18 protein-coding genes are annotated in these 19,578 nt (G+C 44.3%); 7 read left to right on the top strand and 11 right to left on the bottom strand.

The window, feature by feature from the left end; translation table 11 throughout:
- Window positions 1-7 precede the first annotated feature (7 nt).
- On the bottom strand, window positions 8-439 hold the full coding sequence (locus KXD89_RS00470) for a rhodanese-like domain-containing protein (protein WP_001156181.1): 432 nt from the start codon (window positions 437-439) through the stop codon (window positions 8-10).
- A 244-nt stretch (window positions 440-683) separates the two neighbouring features.
- Between KXD89_RS00470 and gpmM the strand changes: the two genes are divergently transcribed.
- Genes gpmM through KXD89_RS00455 form a run of 3 tightly spaced genes read left to right on the top strand, consistent with a single transcriptional unit; the run spans window position 684 to window position 4,484 of the window.
- A complete protein-coding gene (gpmM, locus tag KXD89_RS00465) occupies window positions 684-2,228 on the top strand; it encodes a 2,3-bisphosphoglycerate-independent phosphoglycerate mutase (RefSeq protein WP_001350558.1) in 1,545 nt (514 codons plus the stop codon).
- Window positions 2,229-2,261: 33 nt separating this feature from the next.
- Window positions 2,262-3,521 carry a murein hydrolase activator EnvC gene (gene envC, locus KXD89_RS00460; protein ID WP_000196256.1) on the top strand — a complete coding sequence of 420 codons (1,260 nt, stop codon included), beginning with the start codon at window positions 2,262-2,264 and terminating at the stop codon, window positions 3,519-3,521.
- A gap of 3 nt (window positions 3,522-3,524) precedes the next feature.
- Window positions 3,525-4,484 carry a divergent polysaccharide deacetylase family protein gene (locus tag KXD89_RS00455; RefSeq protein ID WP_000483847.1) on the top strand — a complete coding sequence of 320 codons (960 nt, stop codon included), beginning with the start codon at window positions 3,525-3,527 and terminating at the stop codon, window positions 4,482-4,484.
- Here the strand turns inward: KXD89_RS00455 and waaH are convergent.
- The 4 genes from waaH to yibB all read right to left on the bottom strand — a co-directional run bounded on the left by waaH (window position 4,471) and on the right by yibB (window position 9,107).
- Entirely contained in the window at window positions 4,471-5,505 is a 1,035-nt protein-coding gene (gene waaH, locus KXD89_RS00450) for a UDP-glucuronate:LPS(HepIII) glycosyltransferase (RefSeq protein ID WP_000982115.1), read from the bottom strand. The genes KXD89_RS00455 and waaH overlap by 14 nt on opposite strands.
- Before the next feature lie 238 nt (window positions 5,506-5,743).
- Complete coding sequence (tdh, locus tag KXD89_RS00445; RefSeq protein WP_000646007.1) at window positions 5,744-6,769, bottom strand: L-threonine 3-dehydrogenase; 1,026 nt, start codon at window positions 6,767-6,769, stop codon at window positions 5,744-5,746.
- Between the two features lie 9 nt (window positions 6,770-6,778).
- Complete coding sequence (gene kbl, locus KXD89_RS00440; protein ID WP_001213834.1) at window positions 6,779-7,975, bottom strand: glycine C-acetyltransferase; 1,197 nt, start codon at window positions 7,973-7,975, stop codon at window positions 6,779-6,781.
- A gap of 274 nt (window positions 7,976-8,249) precedes the next feature.
- Window positions 8,250-9,107 carry a protein YibB gene (gene yibB, locus KXD89_RS00435; RefSeq protein ID WP_000842820.1) on the bottom strand — a complete coding sequence of 286 codons (858 nt, stop codon included), beginning with the start codon at window positions 9,105-9,107 and terminating at the stop codon, window positions 8,250-8,252.
- A gap of 303 nt (window positions 9,108-9,410) precedes the next feature.
- Here yibB and rfaD point away from each other — a divergent pair, with 303 nt between their 5' ends.
- Genes rfaD through waaL form a run of 4 tightly spaced genes read left to right on the top strand, consistent with a single transcriptional unit; the run spans window position 9,411 to window position 13,631 of the window.
- On the top strand, window positions 9,411-10,343 hold the full coding sequence (rfaD, locus tag KXD89_RS00430) for an ADP-glyceromanno-heptose 6-epimerase (RefSeq protein ID WP_000587764.1): 933 nt from the start codon (window positions 9,411-9,413) through the stop codon (window positions 10,341-10,343).
- Between the two features lie 9 nt (window positions 10,344-10,352).
- Window positions 10,353-11,399 carry an ADP-heptose--LPS heptosyltransferase RfaF gene (gene rfaF / locus KXD89_RS00425; protein WP_000699219.1) on the top strand — a complete coding sequence of 349 codons (1,047 nt, stop codon included), beginning with the start codon at window positions 10,353-10,355 and terminating at the stop codon, window positions 11,397-11,399.
- Window positions 11,400-11,402: 3 nt separating this feature from the next.
- The gene (gene rfaC, locus KXD89_RS00420) at window positions 11,403-12,362 is read left to right on the top strand and encodes a lipopolysaccharide heptosyltransferase RfaC (protein WP_001264584.1); all 960 of its coding nucleotides are present in this window, start codon (window positions 11,403-11,405) and stop codon (window positions 12,360-12,362) included.
- A gap of 9 nt (window positions 12,363-12,371) precedes the next feature.
- Complete coding sequence (gene waaL, locus KXD89_RS00415) at window positions 12,372-13,631, top strand: O-antigen ligase (RefSeq protein WP_001395405.1); 1,260 nt, start codon at window positions 12,372-12,374, stop codon at window positions 13,629-13,631.
- A 31-nt stretch (window positions 13,632-13,662) separates the two neighbouring features.
- On the opposite strand, the gene KXD89_RS00410 is transcribed toward waaL, so the two are convergent.
- The 6 genes from KXD89_RS00410 to waaB all read right to left on the bottom strand — a co-directional run bounded on the left by KXD89_RS00410 (window position 13,663) and on the right by waaB (window position 19,561).
- Window positions 13,663-14,736, bottom strand: coding sequence for a glycosyltransferase family 9 protein (locus tag KXD89_RS00410; RefSeq protein WP_001236433.1), 1,074 nt, complete (start codon window positions 14,734-14,736; stop codon window positions 13,663-13,665).
- Window positions 14,737-14,768: 32 nt separating this feature from the next.
- Complete coding sequence (waaZ, locus tag KXD89_RS00405; protein WP_000790279.1) at window positions 14,769-15,620, bottom strand: 3-deoxy-D-manno-oct-2-ulosonate III transferase WaaZ; 852 nt, start codon at window positions 15,618-15,620, stop codon at window positions 14,769-14,771.
- A gap of 70 nt (window positions 15,621-15,690) precedes the next feature.
- A complete protein-coding gene (rfaY, locus tag KXD89_RS00400) occupies window positions 15,691-16,389 on the bottom strand; it encodes a lipopolysaccharide core heptose(II) kinase RfaY (RefSeq protein ID WP_000615254.1) in 699 nt (232 codons plus the stop codon).
- A 17-nt stretch (window positions 16,390-16,406) separates the two neighbouring features.
- A complete protein-coding gene (gene rfaJ, locus KXD89_RS00395) occupies window positions 16,407-17,423 on the bottom strand; it encodes a lipopolysaccharide 1,2-glucosyltransferase RfaJ (protein ID WP_000376841.1) in 1,017 nt (338 codons plus the stop codon).
- 39 nt (window positions 17,424-17,462) lie between these two features.
- Window positions 17,463-18,482, bottom strand: coding sequence for a lipopolysaccharide 3-alpha-galactosyltransferase (gene waaO, locus KXD89_RS00390; protein ID WP_001188013.1), 1,020 nt, complete (start codon window positions 18,480-18,482; stop codon window positions 17,463-17,465).
- Complete coding sequence (gene waaB, locus KXD89_RS00385; RefSeq protein WP_000683964.1) at window positions 18,482-19,561, bottom strand: lipopolysaccharide 1,6-galactosyltransferase; 1,080 nt, start codon at window positions 19,559-19,561, stop codon at window positions 18,482-18,484. The genes waaO and waaB overlap by 1 nt, the downstream gene beginning before the upstream one ends.
- Between the last annotated feature and the right edge of the window lie 17 nt (window positions 19,562-19,578).

Below are 19,578 nucleotides of genomic sequence, written 5' to 3'. Positions count from 1 at the left end.
AGGTAAATTATTTGCCGCGCACCAAAGGCAAGTTTTCGCCAGCCCAGCCAGCGACGCCTTCTTTCAGCACGAATACTTGCGCAAAACCAGCTTTCGTCAGTGCGTTTGCAGGCTCCTGGCACTGCATGCCAGAACCGTCTACCACGATAACCGGTTTGTCTTTGTGCTTCTCAAGCTCACCAACATTGTTGGCTTTGATTTCGCTCGGCAACAGATTAATAGAACCTGCGATATGGCCTTTACGGAAGTCATCACGCTGACGTAAATCCACAACCACAGCGTCTTCTTTGTTGATCAGACGCGTAGCTTCACCACGAGTAATCACCTTCACTTTCGAGGTCAGGCTCTTAAACGTAGTCACAAGAACCGCCACCAGTAACGCGATCCAGGCGATACTCAGTATGGGATGACGGCCAACAAATTGCATAATTTCTTGCATGGGGGGTAACAACTCCCGACGTAGTGATTAAAAAAACCAGGAAAGGAGTATACCTGCGCGGTGCGGCAAATACAGCCAGCGCGTTAACTGGAATGCAATTTTGCGGGGCGCGACGAAAAAAAAGCGTAAATCTGGCATCGGCTTGCCGCGAGCGGTCGTATATTTTGATCTTCAGAGGCTATTTTATCGATTCAGCTGTAGTAAAATTACGCAAATTTTGACTCTTGAGTATGAGGTTGTCGCAATGTTGGTTTCTAAAAAACCTATGGTACTGGTGATTCTGGATGGCTATGGCTATCGCGAAGAACAGCAGGATAACGCCATTTTTAGTGCTAAAACCCCGGTAATGGATGCACTGTGGGCCAATCGTCCGCATACCCTAATCGACGCTTCCGGTCTGGAAGTCGGTCTGCCTGACCGTCAGATGGGTAACTCCGAAGTAGGCCACGTTAACCTGGGTGCCGGCCGCATCGTGTATCAGGACCTGACTCGTCTGGACGTTGAAATCAAAGATCGCGCTTTCTTTGCTAATCCGGTGCTGACTGGCGCGGTAGATAAAGCGAAAAACGCAGGCAAAGCGGTACACATTATGGGTCTGCTCTCCGCAGGCGGCGTACACAGCCACGAAGATCACATCATGGCGATGGTAGAACTGGCAGCTGAACGCGGCGCAGAAAAAATCTACCTGCACGCATTCCTTGACGGTCGCGACACTCCGCCGCGCAGTGCTGAATCCTCGCTGAAAAAATTCGAAGAAAAATTTGCCGCGCTGGGCAAAGGCCGCGTAGCGTCCATCATTGGTCGTTACTACGCGATGGACCGCGATAACCGTTGGGATCGCGTAGAAAAAGCTTATGACCTGCTGACTCTGGCGCAGGGCGAGTTCCAGGCCGATACCGCCGTTGCTGGTTTGCAGGCTGCTTATGCTCGCGACGAAAATGATGAATTCGTGAAAGCGACCGTTATCCGTGCTGAAGGTCAGCCAGACGCGGCAATGGAAGACGGCGATGCACTGATTTTCATGAACTTCCGTGCTGACCGCGCGCGTGAAATCACTCGTGCTTTCGTGAACGCTGATTTCGATGGCTTCGCGCGTAAGAAAGTGGTTAACGTCGATTTCGTGATGCTGACCGAATACGCCGCTGACATCAAAACTGCGGTTGCTTACCCACCCGCTTCCCTGGTTAACACCTTCGGCGAGTGGATGGCGAAAAACGACAAAACTCAGTTGCGTATTTCCGAAACCGAAAAATATGCCCACGTTACTTTCTTCTTCAACGGTGGCGTAGAAGAGTCGTTCAAAGGCGAAGATCGCATTCTGATCAACTCACCGAAAGTGGCTACCTACGATCTGCAACCGGAAATGAGCTCCGCAGAGCTGACCGAAAAACTGGTTGCGGCCATCAAGAGCGGCAAATACGACACCATCATCTGTAACTATCCGAACGGCGACATGGTAGGTCACACCGGGGTGATGGAAGCGGCGGTTAAAGCGGTTGAAGCGCTGGATCACTGCGTGGAAGAAGTCGCGAAAGCGGTTGAGTCCGTGGGTGGACAACTGCTGATCACCGCTGACCACGGTAACGCTGAGCAGATGCGCGATCCGGCAACGGGTCAGGCACACACGGCACACACCAACCTGCCAGTTCCGCTGATTTACGTTGGTGATAAGAACGTGAAAGCGGTTGAAGGCGGCAAACTTTCTGACATCGCGCCGACCATGTTGTCGCTGATGGGTATGGAAATCCCGCAAGAGATGACTGGTAAGCCGCTGTTCATCGTGGAATAATCCCTCCCCATGAGGGGAAAGGCGATTAATACCATGACACGGGCCGTGAAACCGCGCAGGTTTGCAATCAGGCCCATCATCTACGCCAGCGTTCTTAGCGCTGGCGTATTGTTGTGCGCCTTTTCCGCCCACGCGGATGAGCGTGACCAACTCAAATCTATTCAGGCTGACATCGCCGCAAAAGAGCGCGCGGTACGCCAAAAGCAACAACAACGCGCAAGCCTGCTCGCACAATTGAAAAAGCAGGAAGAAGCGATCTCTGAAGCCACCCGTAAGCTGCGCGAAACGCAAAACACGCTCAATCAACTCAATAAACAGATTGATGAGATGAACGCGTCGATTGCCAAACTGGAGCAGCAAAAAGCCGCCCAGGAGCGCAGCCTCGCCGCACAACTGGATGCCGCATTCCGTCAGGGCGAGCATACCGGTATTCAGCTGATTCTCAGCGGTGAAGAAAGCCAGCGTGGACAGCGTTTACAGGCTTATTTCGGCTATCTCAACCAGGCGCGACAAGAAACCATTGCCCAGTTGAAGCAAACGCGTGAAGAAGTCGCCATGCAGCGTGCTGAACTGGAAGAGAAACAGAGCGAGCAACAAACGCTGTTATATGAGCAGCGCGCCCAACAGGCGAAACTGACTCAGGCGCTGAACGAGCGTAAAAAGACGCTGGCAGGGCTGGAGTCTTCCATCCAGCAAGGTCAGCAACAGTTGAGCGAGCTGCGCGCCAACGAATCCCGTCTGCGTAACAGCATTGCCCGTGCGGAAGCCGCGGCGAAAGCGCGTGCAGAACGAGAAGCACGTGAGGCCCAGGCGGTTCGCGACCGCCAGAAAGAAGCGACGCGCAAAGGCACCACCTACAAACCGACCGAAAGCGAAAAATCGCTGATGTCCCGTACCGGTGGTCTGGGCGCGCCGCGTGGTCAGGCATTCTGGCCGGTTCGCGGGCCGACGCTGCATCGCTATGGCGAACAGCTACAGGGTGAATTACGCTGGAAAGGTATGGTTATCGGTGCTTCTGAAGGTACTGAAGTTAAAGCGATTGCCGACGGTCGGGTGATTCTGGCTGACTGGCTGCAAGGCTACGGTCTGGTGGTGGTGGTTGAGCATGGTAAAGGCGACATGAGTCTTTACGGCTATAATCAGAGCGCACTGGTGAGCGTTGGTTCGCAGGTTCGCGCGGGCCAGCCGATTGCACTGGTGGGCAGCAGTGGCGGTCAGGGTCGGCCTTCACTCTATTTCGAAATTCGCCGCCAGGGTCAGGCGGTCAATCCACAGCCGTGGTTGGGAAGATAAGTTTTGTTTCCATTTCGTCGTAACGTTCTTGCATTTGCCGCTCTGTTGGCGCTCTCCTCCCCCGTACTTGCTGGCAAACTTGCCATCGTCATTGATGATTTTGGGTATCGCCCGCACAACGAAAACCAGGTGCTGGCGATGCCTTCCGCTATCTCCGTCGCTGTATTACCCGATTCACCGCACGCCAGAGAGATGGCGACCAAAGCGCATAACAGCGGGCACGAAGTGTTGATTCATCTCCCGATGGCACCGTTGAGTAAACAGCCGCTGGAGAAAAATACGCTACGCCCGGAGATGAGCAGCGACGAAATTGAGCGCATTATTCGTAGTGCGGTCAATAACGTGCCCTATGCCGTGGGGATCAACAACCACATGGGCAGCAAGATGACCTCTAACCTGTTTGGTATGCAGAAAGTGATGCAGGCGCTGGAGCGTTACAATCTTTACTTCCTCGACAGCGTAACCATCGGTAATACCCAGGCGATGCGCGCCGCGCAAGGCACTGGCGTGAAGGTGATCAAACGGAAGGTATTCCTCGACGATTCGCAAAATGAAGCGGACATCCGTGTGCAATTTAATCGCGCAATTGACCTGGCGCGTCGCAACGGTTCGACCATTGCCATTGGGCATCCTCACCCTGCAACGGTACGCGTGTTGCAACAGATGGTTTATAACCTGCCGCCAGACATTACGCTGGTGAAAGCCAGCAGCTTGCTGAATGAACCGCAGGTTGATACTTCTACACCGCCGAAAAACGCTGTGCCTGATGCACCGCGTAATCCGTTCCGTGGCGTGAAGCTGTGCAAACCGAAGAAACCGATAGAACCTGTTTATGCTAATCGCTTCTTTGAAGTATTAAGCGAAAGCATCAGCCAGAGCACGCTGATCGTTTACTTCCAGCATCAGTGGCAAGGCTGGGGCAAACAGCCCGAAGCGGCGAAGTTTAACGCTAGCGCAAATTAAAGGCGCTACGCGTAATGCGATGGTGCGACCGCGTTTTGTCGCGCCATTGCCATAAGCGGAAAGACCACAGTAACGCCTGGTAACCGACCTTCACGCTGCGCACATTGGTAATCAGGCGCTTATACATACCGGAAGTAAATATCTCGGCAATCATCCGTTGGCGGGTAAGAATATCCGGCTCTTTGCGCACCGCATGGCAAACACGCAATGCCTCGTAAGTTATTTGCTGATGAAATTCCGGATAAATCATAATTTTGTCGGCATAATTTCGATTTAATTTCTCCAGCAGGCGGGTAATCTTAATATAGTGACGTTGATAATTAAGGTTTTTATTCCCTTGTCTATGCAACCGACTCACTGACGTATTATGCAGATAATATTTATATAATGATTGCTCGGTATATCGCGCACGCAGCGCGTTAAACATGAATTCTGTTGTCCAGACAATATCCTGATGATGTAATCCGGCAATAAATTTAATGTTATTTTTAACAATAACATCACGGCGATAAACCCCCATCCAGACAACGTGAGTCCAACGGCGCGAAGAAAGCCCCATCCGCAGCCAGTCCGGGCCGGTTAATACGCCGGTTGAGCGAAGGCGATCGGTGGGGATGGATTGCCAGGTTTCTCCCGTTTCACGAAAACACCAGTCAGCGTTGCACTGCGCCACGTCGAGGTCGTCCTCTAACGCCATGGTCATCAGCGTTTCGTACATGGTGGGATAGACTTCATCGTCAGCATCGACAAAAGCGACATATTTGCCCGTTGCCACTTCAATCCCACGATTACGCGCCACCGATGCGCCAGCATTCGCCTGATGCAACAAACGAACGTGCGGATAGTTTTCTGCGTAATACTTTGCTATTTCAACAGAATTATCCGTTGAACCATCGTTAATAATAATGATTTCCAGAGCAGTCCAGGTTTGCGTAATTAAAGATTCCATACAAGTGCGGAAATCATCGCCCGCATTATATAACGGAATAATAACACTAAGTTTATTGGTGCTGTTCATCATAAATTACCGACGACCTCTGAAGTTATCCTGACGTTTTACAGGCTTTGTATTAAGAAACTATTAAGCCTGTGAGATATTATTTTTACAGGTGAGAGAGTCACTTCAGGGTAGAGAGATAATGAGAGCAGCTATATAAGAGATCAGCACAATTACGAACTCTTTATTACACTGACAGGATTTTACATATTTAACAGATTATCCTCAGATAAAAGGGCTGGAATACCAGCCCTTGTTCGTGTTAATCCCAGCTCAGAATAACTTTCCCGGACTGGCCCGAACGCATAGCGTCAAAGCCCTTCTGGAAATCATCGATAGAGAAACGATGGGTAATGATCGGCGAAAGATCGAGGCCAGACTGAATCAGCGCCGCCATCTTGTACCAGGTTTCAAACATCTCACGACCGTAAATACCTTTAATGAACAAGCCTTTAAAGATCACTTTGGTCCAGTCGATAGACATATCAGACGGCGGAATACCCAGCATCGCAATACGGCCGCCGTGATTCATGGTGTCAAGCATGGTACGAAACGCTGGCGGCGCACCGGACATTTCCAGACCGACATCAAAACCTTCGGTCATGCCTAACTCCGCCATCACGTCATTGAGATTTTCTTTGGCGACGTTAACCGCACGGGTGATACCCATTTTACGCGCCAGCTCAAGGCGGTATTCGTTAACATCAGTGATCACCACATTGCGTGCACCAACGTGTTTCGCCACCGCCGCTGCCATAATACCAATCGGGCCTGCACCAGAAACCAGCACATCTTCGCCCACCAGATCAAACGACAGCGCGGTATGCACGGCGTTACCGAAGGGATCAAAAATTGCGGCTAAGTCATCGGAAATATTGTCGGGGATTTTGAAGGCGTTGAATGCCGGGATCACCAGATATTCGGCAAAGCAGCCCGGGCGATTAACACCAACGCCTATCGTGTTGCGGCACAAATGGGTACGACCACCACGACAGTTGCGGCAATGACCACAGGTGATATGGCCTTCGCCAGAAACGCGATCGCCGATCTTGAAGCCTTTCACTTCCTGACCAATACCTACCACTTCACCGACATATTCATGGCCCACGACCATCGGCACCGGGATGGTTTTTTGCGACCACTCATCCCAGTTATAGATGTGAACGTCAGTCCCGCAGATGGCTGTTTTACGGATTTTAATCAGCAGATCGTTATGCCCGAGTTCCGGTACAGGAACGTCGGTCATCCAGATGCCCTCTTCCGCTTTCAGTTTGGATAACGCTTTCATCTCACATCCTCAGGCGATAACGCCCAGTTGTTTACCAATACGCGTAAATGCTTCTACTGCACGCGTAATTTGCTCAGGGGTATGCGCCGCAGACATCTGGGTACGAATACGCGCCTGACCTTTCGGAACGACCGGATAGAAGAAACCGGTAACGTAAATGCCCTCTTTTTGCAGCTCACGGGCAAATTTCTGCGCCACTACCGCATCACCAAGCATGACCGGAATAATGGCGTGATCGGCTCCCGCCAGGGTAAAGCCCGCCGCCGACATTTGCTCACGGAACTGACGCGCGTTCGCCCACAGACGGTCACGCAGTTCGCTGCCCGCTTCGACCATCTCCAGTACTTTGATGGACGCGGCAACAATGGCCGGTGCCAGCGAGTTGGAGAACAGGTACGGACGAGAACGCTGGCGCAGCCACTCAACCACTTCTTTGCGCGCCGCGGTATAACCACCAGAAGCCCCGCCCAGCGCTTTACCAAGCGTACCGGTGATAATATCGACCCGGCCCATCACATCGCAGTATTCATGGGAACCACGACCATTTTCACCGACAAAACCGACCGCGTGGGAGTCGTCTACCATCACCAGGGCATCATATTTATCTGCCAGATCGCAAACGCCCTTCAGGTTGGCAATCACGCCGTCCATTGAGAACACACCATCGGTGGCGATCAGCACATGACGCGCACCGGCTTCACGCGCTTCTTTCAGACGTGCTTCCAGCTCCTGCATATCGTTGTTGGCATAGCGATAGCGTTTAGCTTTGCACAGACGCACACCATCAATAATAGACGCGTGGTTCAGTGCGTCGGAGATAATGGCGTCTTCCGCACCCAGAAGCGTTTCAAACAGGCCACCGTTAGCATCAAAGCAGGAAGAGTAGAGAATCGCATCTTCCATCCCCAGGAAGGCCGCCAGTTTTTGTTCAAGCTCTTTATGGCTGTCCTGAGTGCCGCAAATAAAACGCACCGAAGCCATGCCGAAACCGTGAGAATCCATTCCCGCCTTTGCCGCCGCAATCAGATCAGGATGATTCGCCAGCCCGAGATAGTTGTTGGCACAAAAGTTAATGACGTGGCTTCCATCAGCCACAGTGATATCTGCTTGCTGCGCAGACGTAATAATGCGCTCTTCTTTAAACAACCCTTCCGCCCGTGCGGTTTCCAGATCGTTGGTTAACTGCTGATAAAATTCTCCACGCATTGCGATTCTCCAGACAGGGCAAATTCCAGCACATATTACCCAAACTTATAGGTCGCGACGAGATAACGCGTTAACACTTCTGCAAAATTCAGGATAAATAACGTGTAACTTGATGTCTCTCAACACCTACAGATAGTAGAAAAACTGTACAGTTTTGGCTGGGCATAATGATGATTGATTTTACTGCATTGATATAAAAAGAAAAAATGATGCCAAAGCATCATTTTTCCTATCTCAGTTGGTATCAAAACGCTACCCACTAATGGAGGGAAACCTATTTTCTTGAAAGGAAAATTCTCAGCGCCTGCATTTTTGCCCCTAAAGTGTTACTCCTGAAGCAGCGAAACAAATCGAACCATTTTCCTCTCCCCAGATAGTTTAGGTTGAAGAGATCGGGGCGTTTGTAATAGCACATGACAAAAATGCCCTGGTCATCGTCCACAATGTTATTATTTAGTGTTATTTTTTGACTTTCCAGAACTAATTTATAGAATTCTTTCCATTTATGCTGTGAACCAACAATTGCGCCCCCAATAATATATACATGATTGCCAATCATGAAATCAAAAACCTGTTGTTGAGATGTGACAGTAAGCCCTTTTTTTATAGTGAAAAGATGCATCTTACTTTCATCAAATGGGAAATCCCAAATTTTCAATCCTCGAGTTACATTTGGCTTATGGCAATAGCCAAAATCTATCCACGCAACAAGAGGCGTTTTCACTAAGCCCATGTTGATAGCTTTATTTACAAAATAGGCCTTAAGGTTACATACCAAAACATACTCTGGTGACCAGTACTCTGGGTTTTTTAATTGTCGAGGCTCAAGTCTATTTGTAAACGACTCATCTTTTTGAATTTTTTCGATACGACTTCTGATATATCTAAATTTCTTTTTTATATCGATAACGATAACCGTTGTTGGTTTTCCGTTGCGAATCGCTTCAACCCTTGGTTTCAAATCGGGAGAAGTGAAAATAATCATCTCATTTTCAAGTGCGGCCAGACGCTCAAAGTAACTAAAATAAACATCAACTGAACGAGCTAGTTTTTCACGGAACCCTTTATTAGCAGTCCAATCCCCTCTACCAATGTCAAAATATGCAGTGATAATTGTGGTGGATGATTTCATTACTAATAAGACCATTAATATAAAAAAAGAATTATATCATAAATATTAATAGAATGTATACTGTATATTATCCATTCAAATGCTTCCGTTATTTATCATACATCGGAATATTGATACTAAAGCACTATTCACATGCAAAACCAACATCCGCCATGAAGGACTAGCTAAAACCCAAACTAGTTTGTTGCAATTAGCATCCTTGCACCTCTATGTAAAGGGCTGAAGGGATTCGGATGTGATGGTATGATTACAGACATTCGTGTCTGAGATTGTCTCTGACTCCATAATTCGAAGGTTACAGTTATGATCATCGTTACCGGCGGCGCGGGCTTTATCGGCAGCAACATCGTTAAAGCCCTGAATGATAAAGGCATCACCGATATTCTGGTGGTGGACAACCTGAAAGACGGCACCAAGTTTGTGAACCTGGTGGATCTGAATATCGCAGACTATATGGATAAGGAAGACTTCCTGATCCAGATTATGGCTGGCGAAGAGTTCGGCGATGTCGAAGCGATTTTCCACGAAGGCGCGTGCTCTTCCACCACCGAGTGGGACGGCAAGTATATGATGGATAACAACTATCAATACTCCAAGGAGCTGCTGCACTACTGCCTGGAGCGTGAAATCCCGTTCCTGTACGCTTCTTCCGCAGCCACCTACGGCGGACGCACCTCCGACTTTATTGAATCCCGCGAGTACGAAAAACCGTTGAACGTCTACGGTTACTCAAAATTCCTGTTTGATGAATATGTTCGTCAAATCCTGCCTGAAGCGAACTCGCAGATTGTTGGCTTCCGTTATTTCAACGTTTATGGACCGCGTGAAGGCCATAAAGGCAGCATGGCGAGCGTCGCTTTCCATCTCAACACCCAGCTTAACAACGGTGAATCACCGAAGCTGTTTGAAGGTAGCGAGAACTTCAAACGCGACTTCGTCTATGTGGGCGACGTGGCTGATGTGAATCTGTGGTTCCTGGAAAATGGCGTTTCCGGCATCTTCAATCTCGGTACTGGTCGTGCGGAATCCTTCCAGGCGGTAGCTGATGCTACGCTGGCTTATCACAAGAAAGGCCAGATCGAATACATTCCGTTCCCGGATAAACTGAAAGGCCGCTATCAGGCGTTCACTCAGGCAGATCTGACAAATCTGCGCGCGGCGGGTTACGACAAACCGTTCAAAACCGTTGCTGAAGGTGTAACGGAATACATGGCCTGGCTGAATCGCGACGCATAAGAGCTCTGCATGAAAATACTGGTGATCGGCCCGTCTTGGGTTGGCGACATGATGATGTCGCAAAGTCTCTATCGCACGCTCCAGGCGCGCTATCCCCAGGCGATAATCGATGTGATGGCACCGGCATGGTGCCGTCCATTATTATCGCGGATGCCGGAAGTTAACGAAGCTATTCCTATGCCTCTCGGTCACGGAGCGCTGGAAATCGGCGAACGCCGCAAACTGGGTCATAGCCTGCGTGAAAAGCGCTACGACCGCGCCTACGTCTTACCCAACTCCTTCAAATCTGCATTAGTGCCTTTCTTCGCGGGTATTCCTCATCGCACCGGCTGGCGCGGCGAGATGCGCTACGGTTTACTCAACGATGTACGCGTGCTCGATAAAGAAGCCTGGCCGCTAATGGTGGAACGCTATATAGCGCTGGCCTATGACAAAGGCATTATGCGCACAGCACAAGATCTGCCGCAGCCATTGTTATGGCCGCAGTTGCAGGTGAGCGAAGGTGAAAAATCATATACCTGTAATCAATTTTCGCTTTCATCAGAACGTCCGATGATTGGTTTTTGCCCGGGTGCGGAGTTTGGTCCGGCAAAACGCTGGCCACACTACCACTATGCGGAGCTGGCAAAGCAGCTGATTGATGAAGGTTATCAGGTGGTTCTGTTTGGCTCGGCGAAAGATCATGAAGCGGGCAATGAGATTCTTGCCGCTTTGAATACCGAGCAGCAGGCATGGTGTCGGAACCTGGCGGGGGAAACACAGCTTGATCAAGCGGTTATCCTGATTGCAGCCTGTAAAGCCATTGTCACTAACGATTCTGGCCTGATGCATGTTGCGGCGGCGCTCAATCGTCCGCTGGTTGCCCTGTATGGTCCGAGTAGCCCGGACTTCACACCGCCGCTATCCCATAAAGCGCGCGTGATCCGTTTGATTACCGGCTATCACAAAGTGCGTAAAGGTGACGCTGCGGAGGGTTATCACCAGAGCTTAATCGACATTACTCCCCAGCGCGTACTGGAAGAACTCAACGCGCTATTGTTACAAGAGGAAGCCTGACGGATGCGGGTTTTGATCGTTAAAACATCGTCGATGGGCGATGTTCTCCATACGTTGCCCGCACTCACTGATGCCCAGCAGGCAATCCCAGGGATTAAGTTTGACTGGGTGGTGGAAGAAGGGTTCGCACAGATTCCTTCCTGGCACGCTGCCGTTGAGCGAGTTATTCCTGTGGCAATACGTCGCTGGCGTAAAGCCTGGTTCTCGGCCCCCATAAAAGCGGAACGCAAAGCGTTTCGTGAAGCGCTACAAGCAGAGAACTATGACGCAGTTATCGACGCTCAGGGGCTGGTAAAAAGCGCGGCGCTGGTGACGCGTCTGGCGCATGGCGTAAAGCATGGCATGGACTGGCAAACCGCTCGCGAACCTTTAGCCAGCCTGTTTTACAATCGTAAGCATCATATTGCAAAACAGCAGCACGCCGTAGAACGCACCCGCGAACTGTTTGCCAAAAGTTTGGGCTATAGCAAACCGCAAACCCAGGGCGATTATGCTATCGCACAGCATTTTCTGACGAACCTGCCTACAGATGCTGGCGAATATGCCGTATTTCTTCATGCGACGACCCGTGATGATAAACACTGGCCGGAAGAACACTGGCGAGAATTGATTGGTTTACTGGCTGATTCAGGAATACGGATTAAACTTCCGTGGGGCGCGCCGCATGAGGAAGAACGGGCGAAACGACTGGCGGAAGGATTTGCTTATGTTGAAGTATTGCCGAAGATGAGTCTGGAAGGCGTTGCCCGCGTGCTGGCCGGGGCTAAATTTGTAGTGTCGGTGGATACGGGGTTAAGCCATTTAACGGCGGCACTGGATAGACCCAATATCACGGTTTATGGACCAACCGATCCGGGATTAATTGGTGGGTATGGGAAGAATCAGATGGTATGTAGGGCTCCAAGAGAAAATTTAATTAACCTCAACAGTCAAGCAGTTTTGGAAAAGTTATCATCATTATAAAGGTAAAACATGCTAACATCCTTTAAACTTCATTCATTGAAACCTTACACTCTGAAATCATCAATGATTTTAGAGATAATAACTTATATATTATGTTTTTTTTCAATGATAATTGCATTCGTCGATAATACTTTCAGCATAAAAATATATAATATCACTGCTATAGTTTGCTTATTGTCACTAATTTTACGTGGCAGACAAGAAAATTATAATATAAAAAACCTTATTCTTCCCCTTTCTATATTTTTAATAGGCTTGCTTGATTTAATTTGGTATTCTGCGTTTAAAGTAGATAATTCGCCATTTCGTGCTACTTACCATAGTTATTTAAATACTGCCAAAATATTTATATTTGGTTCTTTTATTGTTTTCTTGACACTAACTAGCCAGCTAAAATCAAAAAAAGAGAGTGTATTATACACTTTGTATTCTCTGTCATTTCTAATTGCTGGATATGCAATGTATATTAATAGCATTCATGAAAATGACCGCATTTCTTTTGGTGTAGGAACGGCAACAGGAGCAGCATATTCAACAATGCTAATAGGGATAGTTAGTGGCGTTGCGATTCTTTATACTAAGAAAAATCATCCTTTTTTATTTTTATTAAATAGTTGCGCGGTACTTTATGTTCTGGCGCTAACACAAACCAGAGCAACCCTACTCCTGTTCCCTATAATTTGTGTTGCTGCATTAATAGCTTATTATAATAAATCACCCAAGAAATTCACTTCCTCTATTGTTCTACTAATTGCTATATTAGCTAGCATTGTTATTATATTTAATAAACCAATACAGAATCGCTATAATGAAGCATTAAATGACTTAAACAGTTATACCAATGCTAATAGTGTTACTTCCCTAGGTGCAAGACTGGCAATGTACGAAATTGGTTTAAATATATTCATAAAGTCACCTTTTTCATTTAGATCAGCAGAGTCACGCGCTGAAAGTATGAATTTGTTAGTTGCAGAACACAATAGGCTAAGAGGGGCATTGGAGTTTTCTAACGTACATCTACATAATGAGATAATTGAAGCAGGGTCACTGAAAGGTCTGATGGGAATTTTTTCCACACTTTTCCTCTATTTTTCACTATTTTATATAGCATATAAAAAACGAGCTTTGGGTTTGTTGATATTAACGCTTGGCATTGTGGGGATTGGACTCAGTGATGTGATCATATGGGCACGCAGCATTCCAATTATCATTATATCCGCTATAGTCCTCTTACTCGTCATTAATAATCGTAACAATACAATTAATTAAGAATAAACAAGTTTAAGAAGTGAGTTAAAACTCACTTCTTATCTATACAACTTAATCTCTTTACTGAATTAGTTAAAGTTTCAGTATCGATATCTTTTACCGTATATGTTGGGGATACTATTTGTATAGATTTATGATGATTCGGGGACCAAATTAAATGCGAGGGATATTCCGGAGTACGTGAATTAGGGTAAAATGCAAGCGTTGGTTTATGATAAGCCGCAGCGATATGAACAAGAGCTGTATCAACAGAAATGACAAAATCACTATACTTGGTCAACGCAACGGTATAAATAAACTCATCAAATGGTAGTGTTTCGATTTCAAGTATTGGTATTGTCAATAAATCTTGCGGTAACCCGGTAAATATAATCCGATAATTTTCAAAGTGTGTTTTCACTTCTTGATATATAACTTTTATTTGCTCAAACGTAAGACGGCATATTTTTTTTGCACCTAATGGATTAATAATGACTATTCTTGTATCTCCAATAAATTCTTTTATTTTATCTTCAACATCTACTGGTAAATGCAAGTCGTAGTTGGTGGAAAATTTACCCTCACCATAAATATGCTTCAGTATTTCTATTGCTCGTGTACTCATATGTTCTTTTAAACATTCATCGTGGGGATGGTAAAATGAATAGTAACGCTTATACCAATGATCAAAACCCAGAATGTAAGAATCTTTTAAACTTGATAATATTAAGCTATGCTTAAATGAGGGCATAGTTTCAAAGGGGTCTAATACAATATCGAACTGTAAATCCCGCAGATGCTTACATAGAGTAAGCATTTCAAGAAAACCGGTTGATTCTTTAATACAGAACTCAAATATATTTTTATTATTAGAGAGAAATTCCCCACCCTTTCTATTTGTGAGAAGAGTTATTTTAACCCCTTTACTATAAAGTTCACGATAAATCGAACTTAATACAATTAGATCACCAAGTTTATTATTATCATGAATAATAAGGCATGATTTAACTTGTGCTGGATCTGTAATTTGATTATTTATTTTATTACGAAATAAAAAAGAAAGGAAATTAATCTTGATTTTGTTTATATAAAATCTTTTCTTTTTGTGAAAAGTTCCTAAGCGCATTTTTATACCATATTATTTTAGTTTCAGGATGATTAATTAGCATAAGAATCGGTTGAAGTTCTATATTGCATTTTTTTTCTTGTCATATCTTTTGATTCTTCTGCACTGATGTCTTGAAGTTTAATAAATGGAATTACATCGTAAGAAATAGCTGTATCATCTGATAAATTATAAATATTAATATCTTTTACATTATCATGCATAAAACGAAAAAATGGCAATATTTTGAATAAATCCCTACTTAATTCCGAGGGCATGGGATTTTTATTCTCATCATAGAAACGAGAACAGCTACCCGTTAAATCAAGACCAGAACAAATAATCCGCGCATACTTAAGTGAATATGCGATTTGAATTGCAGCAAAGGCAATAGTATGGCATGAGCAATAACCAAGACTAATGTCCTTGCAAAATCCAACCAGACGACCTTTTTTAGACAACGGTACAGAGATCAGCAGTTCTTTGTGAATCTGTCTCAAAATATTAAATTTAATCTTCTTTATAAAACCACCTTTTTCCCGACGGTAAAAGGACCGTAATACGAGGCAGTTCTGGAGGATATAAAGTTTATCTTCTTTGGAAGCGTGTTCATAAACGTCAACGTTTACTATGGTATAACGACTTCTCTGGCTAAATTTATAAAAATCATCACGACGCTGATGTAAAAATCGGACATCTGTAAGTACATATATAAAAGGAACGATATTATTACTTAACAGATATTGCGCAGAACCATTGACAGCAATAATATCCTTTGTTCGTAATACTGACAAAGGTGTTTTTTGCGATGTAGGGCCCGAAAGAAAAATAATAACATCATCAGATATTTTATTTTCAATCAGGTTTTCAACATCTTTTTTGTCAATGTATCTAATATTCTTCATGATAAACCTGTGAAATAAATAACTCCGCTTAAAACTGTCCTGGTGAAGACATGTAATTGTGGGATTTTTTTTAGCGCGCTGGTTTCCCTTTCAAACGCCGCATAAAATTGCGCATTTTTTTACGATATACTAAAAGATAATAGCCTAGATCTCTAATCTCATTTTTAATACCGTAATGACGCTCTAAGTCAATACGATCTTTCGCTTTACGCTGCGCTGAAGCACGCTTTCCGGAGAGATCGATAATTCGAACCTCACCATTTTTTATAATGAAGTTACCACGATGGGGGTCGCCAGAAACCATGCCATGTTGATGTAAGGCATTAATTGATTGCTGAATTTTATTTTTTAGCGCATCATCAATATCGGGCATATCACACAACTCTATGCCATCAATATACTCGATGATCATGATATAAGTATGGACAAAACGTAAGGTTTTCCGTTCAGCCAATAAATAAAAGTCATTGAGTGTATTTAACCCTTCATTTCGTACTTTTTGGGTTTGCTCAAAAAGGCGTTCGTAATAATCACCTTTTAACAGAGACTTAAAGAAACGTTCGTTACGCTTAACTTTCGGAGAAAAAACCTTAAGAATCAATTTACCGTAATCGGTATCAATAAGCATAACTTTTGTATCATCAATAGAACGAAAAACCTTGATGATATTTATATTATAAGACAAGAAGTCATTTAATACATTGAGGTACTTTGAATTGTTTTCATCGGTAAAAACAACCAAGTCTTTGATCTTGCTCTTCTGAATCATAATAAACCAGTTAAATGTTATTTACGGTAATATTTTCGGCAAAGATAACAGACTCCTGCTATAATTCCTGAGATATAATGATGTTGCACTAAAAGATGTTTATATCTTTTTTTAAATTCAATAATTGATTTCGCATCTCGTGGAGAGTCATCTTTCCAGGGGGAATTTTCTAAAGCTATTTTATAGTATTTTACCGATGGATAAATTGCCCATTTGTGCCACGGTTTAGTTGCACCTGTATAATGAATAAGAAGAGTACTTTCTGTAATCAGCTTTTTATAGTTTTGATGTGTTTTGTCTTTTAATTCACTTTTAATTGTATAAATTGTATTGTACTCACGAGGCAAAAATAATGTCATCCCTTTCAGTAAGACATTCATAACATCCTGATCAGGGTATTTATAAACATTATCTTTACTCATAAGAATAGACAACGCTTTTTCTGTTAGTTTTGCGTCAGCCCATTTTTTTAAGTCTAAATAAACGACACCGGAATTAAAGTACTGCCCAAGTAATTCAGGATCAGACAACCTGGATACCGCCTTTTCTTGCATTGGCTCAACATCTTTAACAACAGCAGCAACCGCTCCATTTAAACCCAGATGTAATAGTTGGCTAATATCGCCTTTACAAACAACATCTGCATCAAGATAAAGCAAACGATCAAGCGTTAAACCCAATAATTGAAATGCAAATAAACGGAAGTACATTGCTCTTGACCAGACCTGTGTACAAGGCAAGCACTGGAGCTTATCAGTGTTAATTCTATATAACGTGATTCTTAATTGGTTTTGCTCTGCAAGCTTTGCAATTTTTTGAAAAAAACCATCATTATAAACATCAGCAATAATATAAAAATCAAGATTAATATGTCGATTATTTAGGACAATTGATGTGATGGAAACACCTACACCATCAAGATAATTAGCATCGACACCATAGGCAACATTTAAACATTCAGAAGTATTTATATTAGCTAGCCGAAAATCCCAGGCTTTAACTTTATCTATCTCTATGGCAGGAAATGAGTCCACAATGCTACCCTTATATCATTACTTTATAGTTTCCCAGTTTTAATGCTTTATCTTTTCAATAAAATAAAAAAGATAGTTGCTAAATCCTTTTAGATATCTATGCTTTTTAAGCATATGTTTTGCGCTATATCTTAATTGATTGCTATTGTTCGGTTTCAGCAACGCCGTATTCTTCCATGGCGAAGCATTTTTTGCCTCCATAAAGGCTTGTGATACAGGATAATCCCAGGCCCAATCATGCCAGGGCTTGGTTGGCCCGATATAATGGATAAAAATAGTATCGTTGGTTACTGGGTTTATAAAGCTTTCTTTGAGTTGATAATTTAAGCTGAACTGGGTGTTATATTTAATATCAGCGAAAATAAGTTTATCCGCCAGCAACATATTTAACACATCCTGATCAGGATGTGTTATTTTTTTGATTATTTCTGGCTCATTTAGCATTGCAATAGCTCGTGCAGAAACCTGCTGAGCCGCCCATTGGGCAGTATTAATCAATAAAAAACCGGAGTTAAAGTAACCTTTAGCAATTCCCGCAACACCTAACGAATGGGCGCGTTTTTCCCACCAGTCAGCTTGCCCTTCTGTAACAACCATTGCGACTTTATCGTCAGGAAATGAGAAATTAATTAGTGGCTCAATAGTCCCCTGACAAATGATATCTGCATCCAGATAAAGGACTTTAGGCGCCTTATTAATAAAGTAATCTGCAATAACAAAACGAAAATATATTGCATGAGTCCAATTCTTAGTGCTAGGCAATGAGCGCAGTCGATCACCATTAATCAGATATATTTTAATTCTGGTTTTATACTGCAACGCCAGGGCATCAAAATACTTACGATCATCATCACCAAAATAATCAGTAAAAATATGGAAACACAATCGACTTCCTTCATTATATTTTAATATTGAAGCAATCGAAATTCCGCAACCAAATAGAAAGTTTTTGTCAGTTCCATAAGCGATGTCCAGACAAAGATTTTCTGTTTCTACTTTATGATCATAATCAATAACTGAATTAAGAAACTCAGTTTCCTGGAAAAACACCTGCTGCATTATTTCCTCCGGGAAATAGCAGAAATAATTACCTTATGTAATCTATCGTAATACTTCGATTGGTAAAATTCATCGATCGACGCAGGAATTTTTTCATGTTCGATATGAATTTCACCTGCTATATATTTATTTAGAAGAGTTACAAAACCAGCAATATCTCCCGGTTGATACAGATGGCCATTGACATCAGGTTGAATAATGTCAGCAGGCCCGGAGACACAATCGGCACTGATACAAGGAATCCCCCACGACAAGGCTTCAAGTAGGGTCATTGGGAAACCTTCAAAAGATGACGTGAGCAATAACGCACTCACTTTTTCAATATCTTGCTGGACCAATTCCCAGGGATATTGTTGCCAACCATACCAGACAATTCGATCATCAATATTTAATTCTCTACCATAAGCCTGGCATTTTTCGAAATCGGAGCCATCACCCAATACATGGAGTTTCCAGTTACCTTTCGCTTGTGATAAGCCATCAAGCAGGTCTTTAACTCTTTTCTGGCCTTCAAATTTCATACGCCCAACATAAATAAACGTTGCCGTTTCACCTTCCTCGGGCGCGGGAATGACTGAGTCTTTAGTTTCGACGGGATTAAAAATAACATTTATCGTCGATTCTGCTACACCTCGATTAATCATTTGCTGTTTAATGCCAGAGCTGATTGCTAAATGATAGTCGGCACAGGTGATATATTCAGCATGTTTTTTGTGATCTAAAGAAAAATGTGGCCATGAAAATACTGGCATATCAATTCCTGATTTTTTACGTGCTTTTGCGGCAAACAGGCAGGAGATCACATCAATACAAATAACGATATCTGGTTGGTACTCCTGAAGCCATTTACTTAGAGCATGAATATGTTTCGCCCGACGTAAAAAACCTAAACGAATATTGGAAAATGAACATGAGTATTTAATACCTTCCAGCCATCCCTTATCCATTTTGTCATTACGACAAAAGAAAAACATTTCACTTTGGATATGTTGTTGCCTGAAGGTAGTAATAACATCACGGATGACAGTTTCCATGCCGCCAAATCCAGAAACAGCTTCGCCGATAAACGCTATTTTCATAGAAACTCTCATTAATT

Origin of the sequence: Escherichia sp. TC-EC600-tetX4 (genome assembly GCF_019356055.1) — a bacterium.
GTDB lineage: Bacteria > Pseudomonadota > Gammaproteobacteria > Enterobacterales > Enterobacteriaceae.
The sequence above is the reverse complement of the archived record's forward strand: the minus strand, read 5'-3'. Positions and strand labels throughout refer to the sequence as shown.

Excerpts from the sequence above, each read along its gene's own strand:
- rfaF (WP_000699219.1), top strand. The coding sequence starts at position 10,353 with ATGAAAATACTGGTGATCGGCCCGTCTTGGGTTGGCGACATGATGATG.
- waaO (WP_001188013.1), bottom strand. The coding sequence starts at position 18,482 with ATGCAGCAGGTGTTTTTCCAGGAAACTGAGTTTCTTAATTCAGTTATT.
- kbl (WP_001213834.1), bottom strand. The coding sequence starts at position 7,975 with ATGCGTGGAGAATTTTATCAGCAGTTAACCAACGATCTGGAAACCGCA.
- yibB (WP_000842820.1), bottom strand. The coding sequence starts at position 9,107 with ATGAAATCATCCACCACAATTATCACTGCATATTTTGACATTGGTAGA.
- rfaD (WP_000587764.1), top strand. The coding sequence starts at position 9,411 with ATGATCATCGTTACCGGCGGCGCGGGCTTTATCGGCAGCAACATCGTT.
- waaL (WP_001395405.1), top strand. The coding sequence starts at position 12,372 with ATGCTAACATCCTTTAAACTTCATTCATTGAAACCTTACACTCTGAAA.
- waaH (WP_000982115.1), bottom strand. The coding sequence starts at position 5,505 with ATGATGAACAGCACCAATAAACTTAGTGTTATTATTCCGTTATATAAT.
- KXD89_RS00410 (WP_001236433.1), bottom strand. The coding sequence starts at position 14,736 with ATGCGCTTAGGAACTTTTCACAAAAAGAAAAGATTTTATATAAACAAA.
- waaZ (WP_000790279.1), bottom strand. The coding sequence starts at position 15,620 with ATGAAGAATATTAGATACATTGACAAAAAAGATGTTGAAAACCTGATT.
- KXD89_RS00470 (WP_001156181.1), bottom strand. The coding sequence starts at position 439 with ATGCAAGAAATTATGCAATTTGTTGGCCGTCATCCCATACTGAGTATC.
- waaB (WP_000683964.1), bottom strand. The coding sequence starts at position 19,561 with ATGAAAATAGCGTTTATCGGCGAAGCTGTTTCTGGATTTGGCGGCATG.
- envC (WP_000196256.1), top strand. The coding sequence starts at position 2,262 with ATGACACGGGCCGTGAAACCGCGCAGGTTTGCAATCAGGCCCATCATC.
- tdh (WP_000646007.1), bottom strand. The coding sequence starts at position 6,769 with ATGAAAGCGTTATCCAAACTGAAAGCGGAAGAGGGCATCTGGATGACC.
- rfaC (WP_001264584.1), top strand. The coding sequence starts at position 11,403 with ATGCGGGTTTTGATCGTTAAAACATCGTCGATGGGCGATGTTCTCCAT.
- rfaY (WP_000615254.1), bottom strand. The coding sequence starts at position 16,389 with ATGATTCAGAAGAGCAAGATCAAAGACTTGGTTGTTTTTACCGATGAA.
- gpmM (WP_001350558.1), top strand. The coding sequence starts at position 684 with ATGTTGGTTTCTAAAAAACCTATGGTACTGGTGATTCTGGATGGCTAT.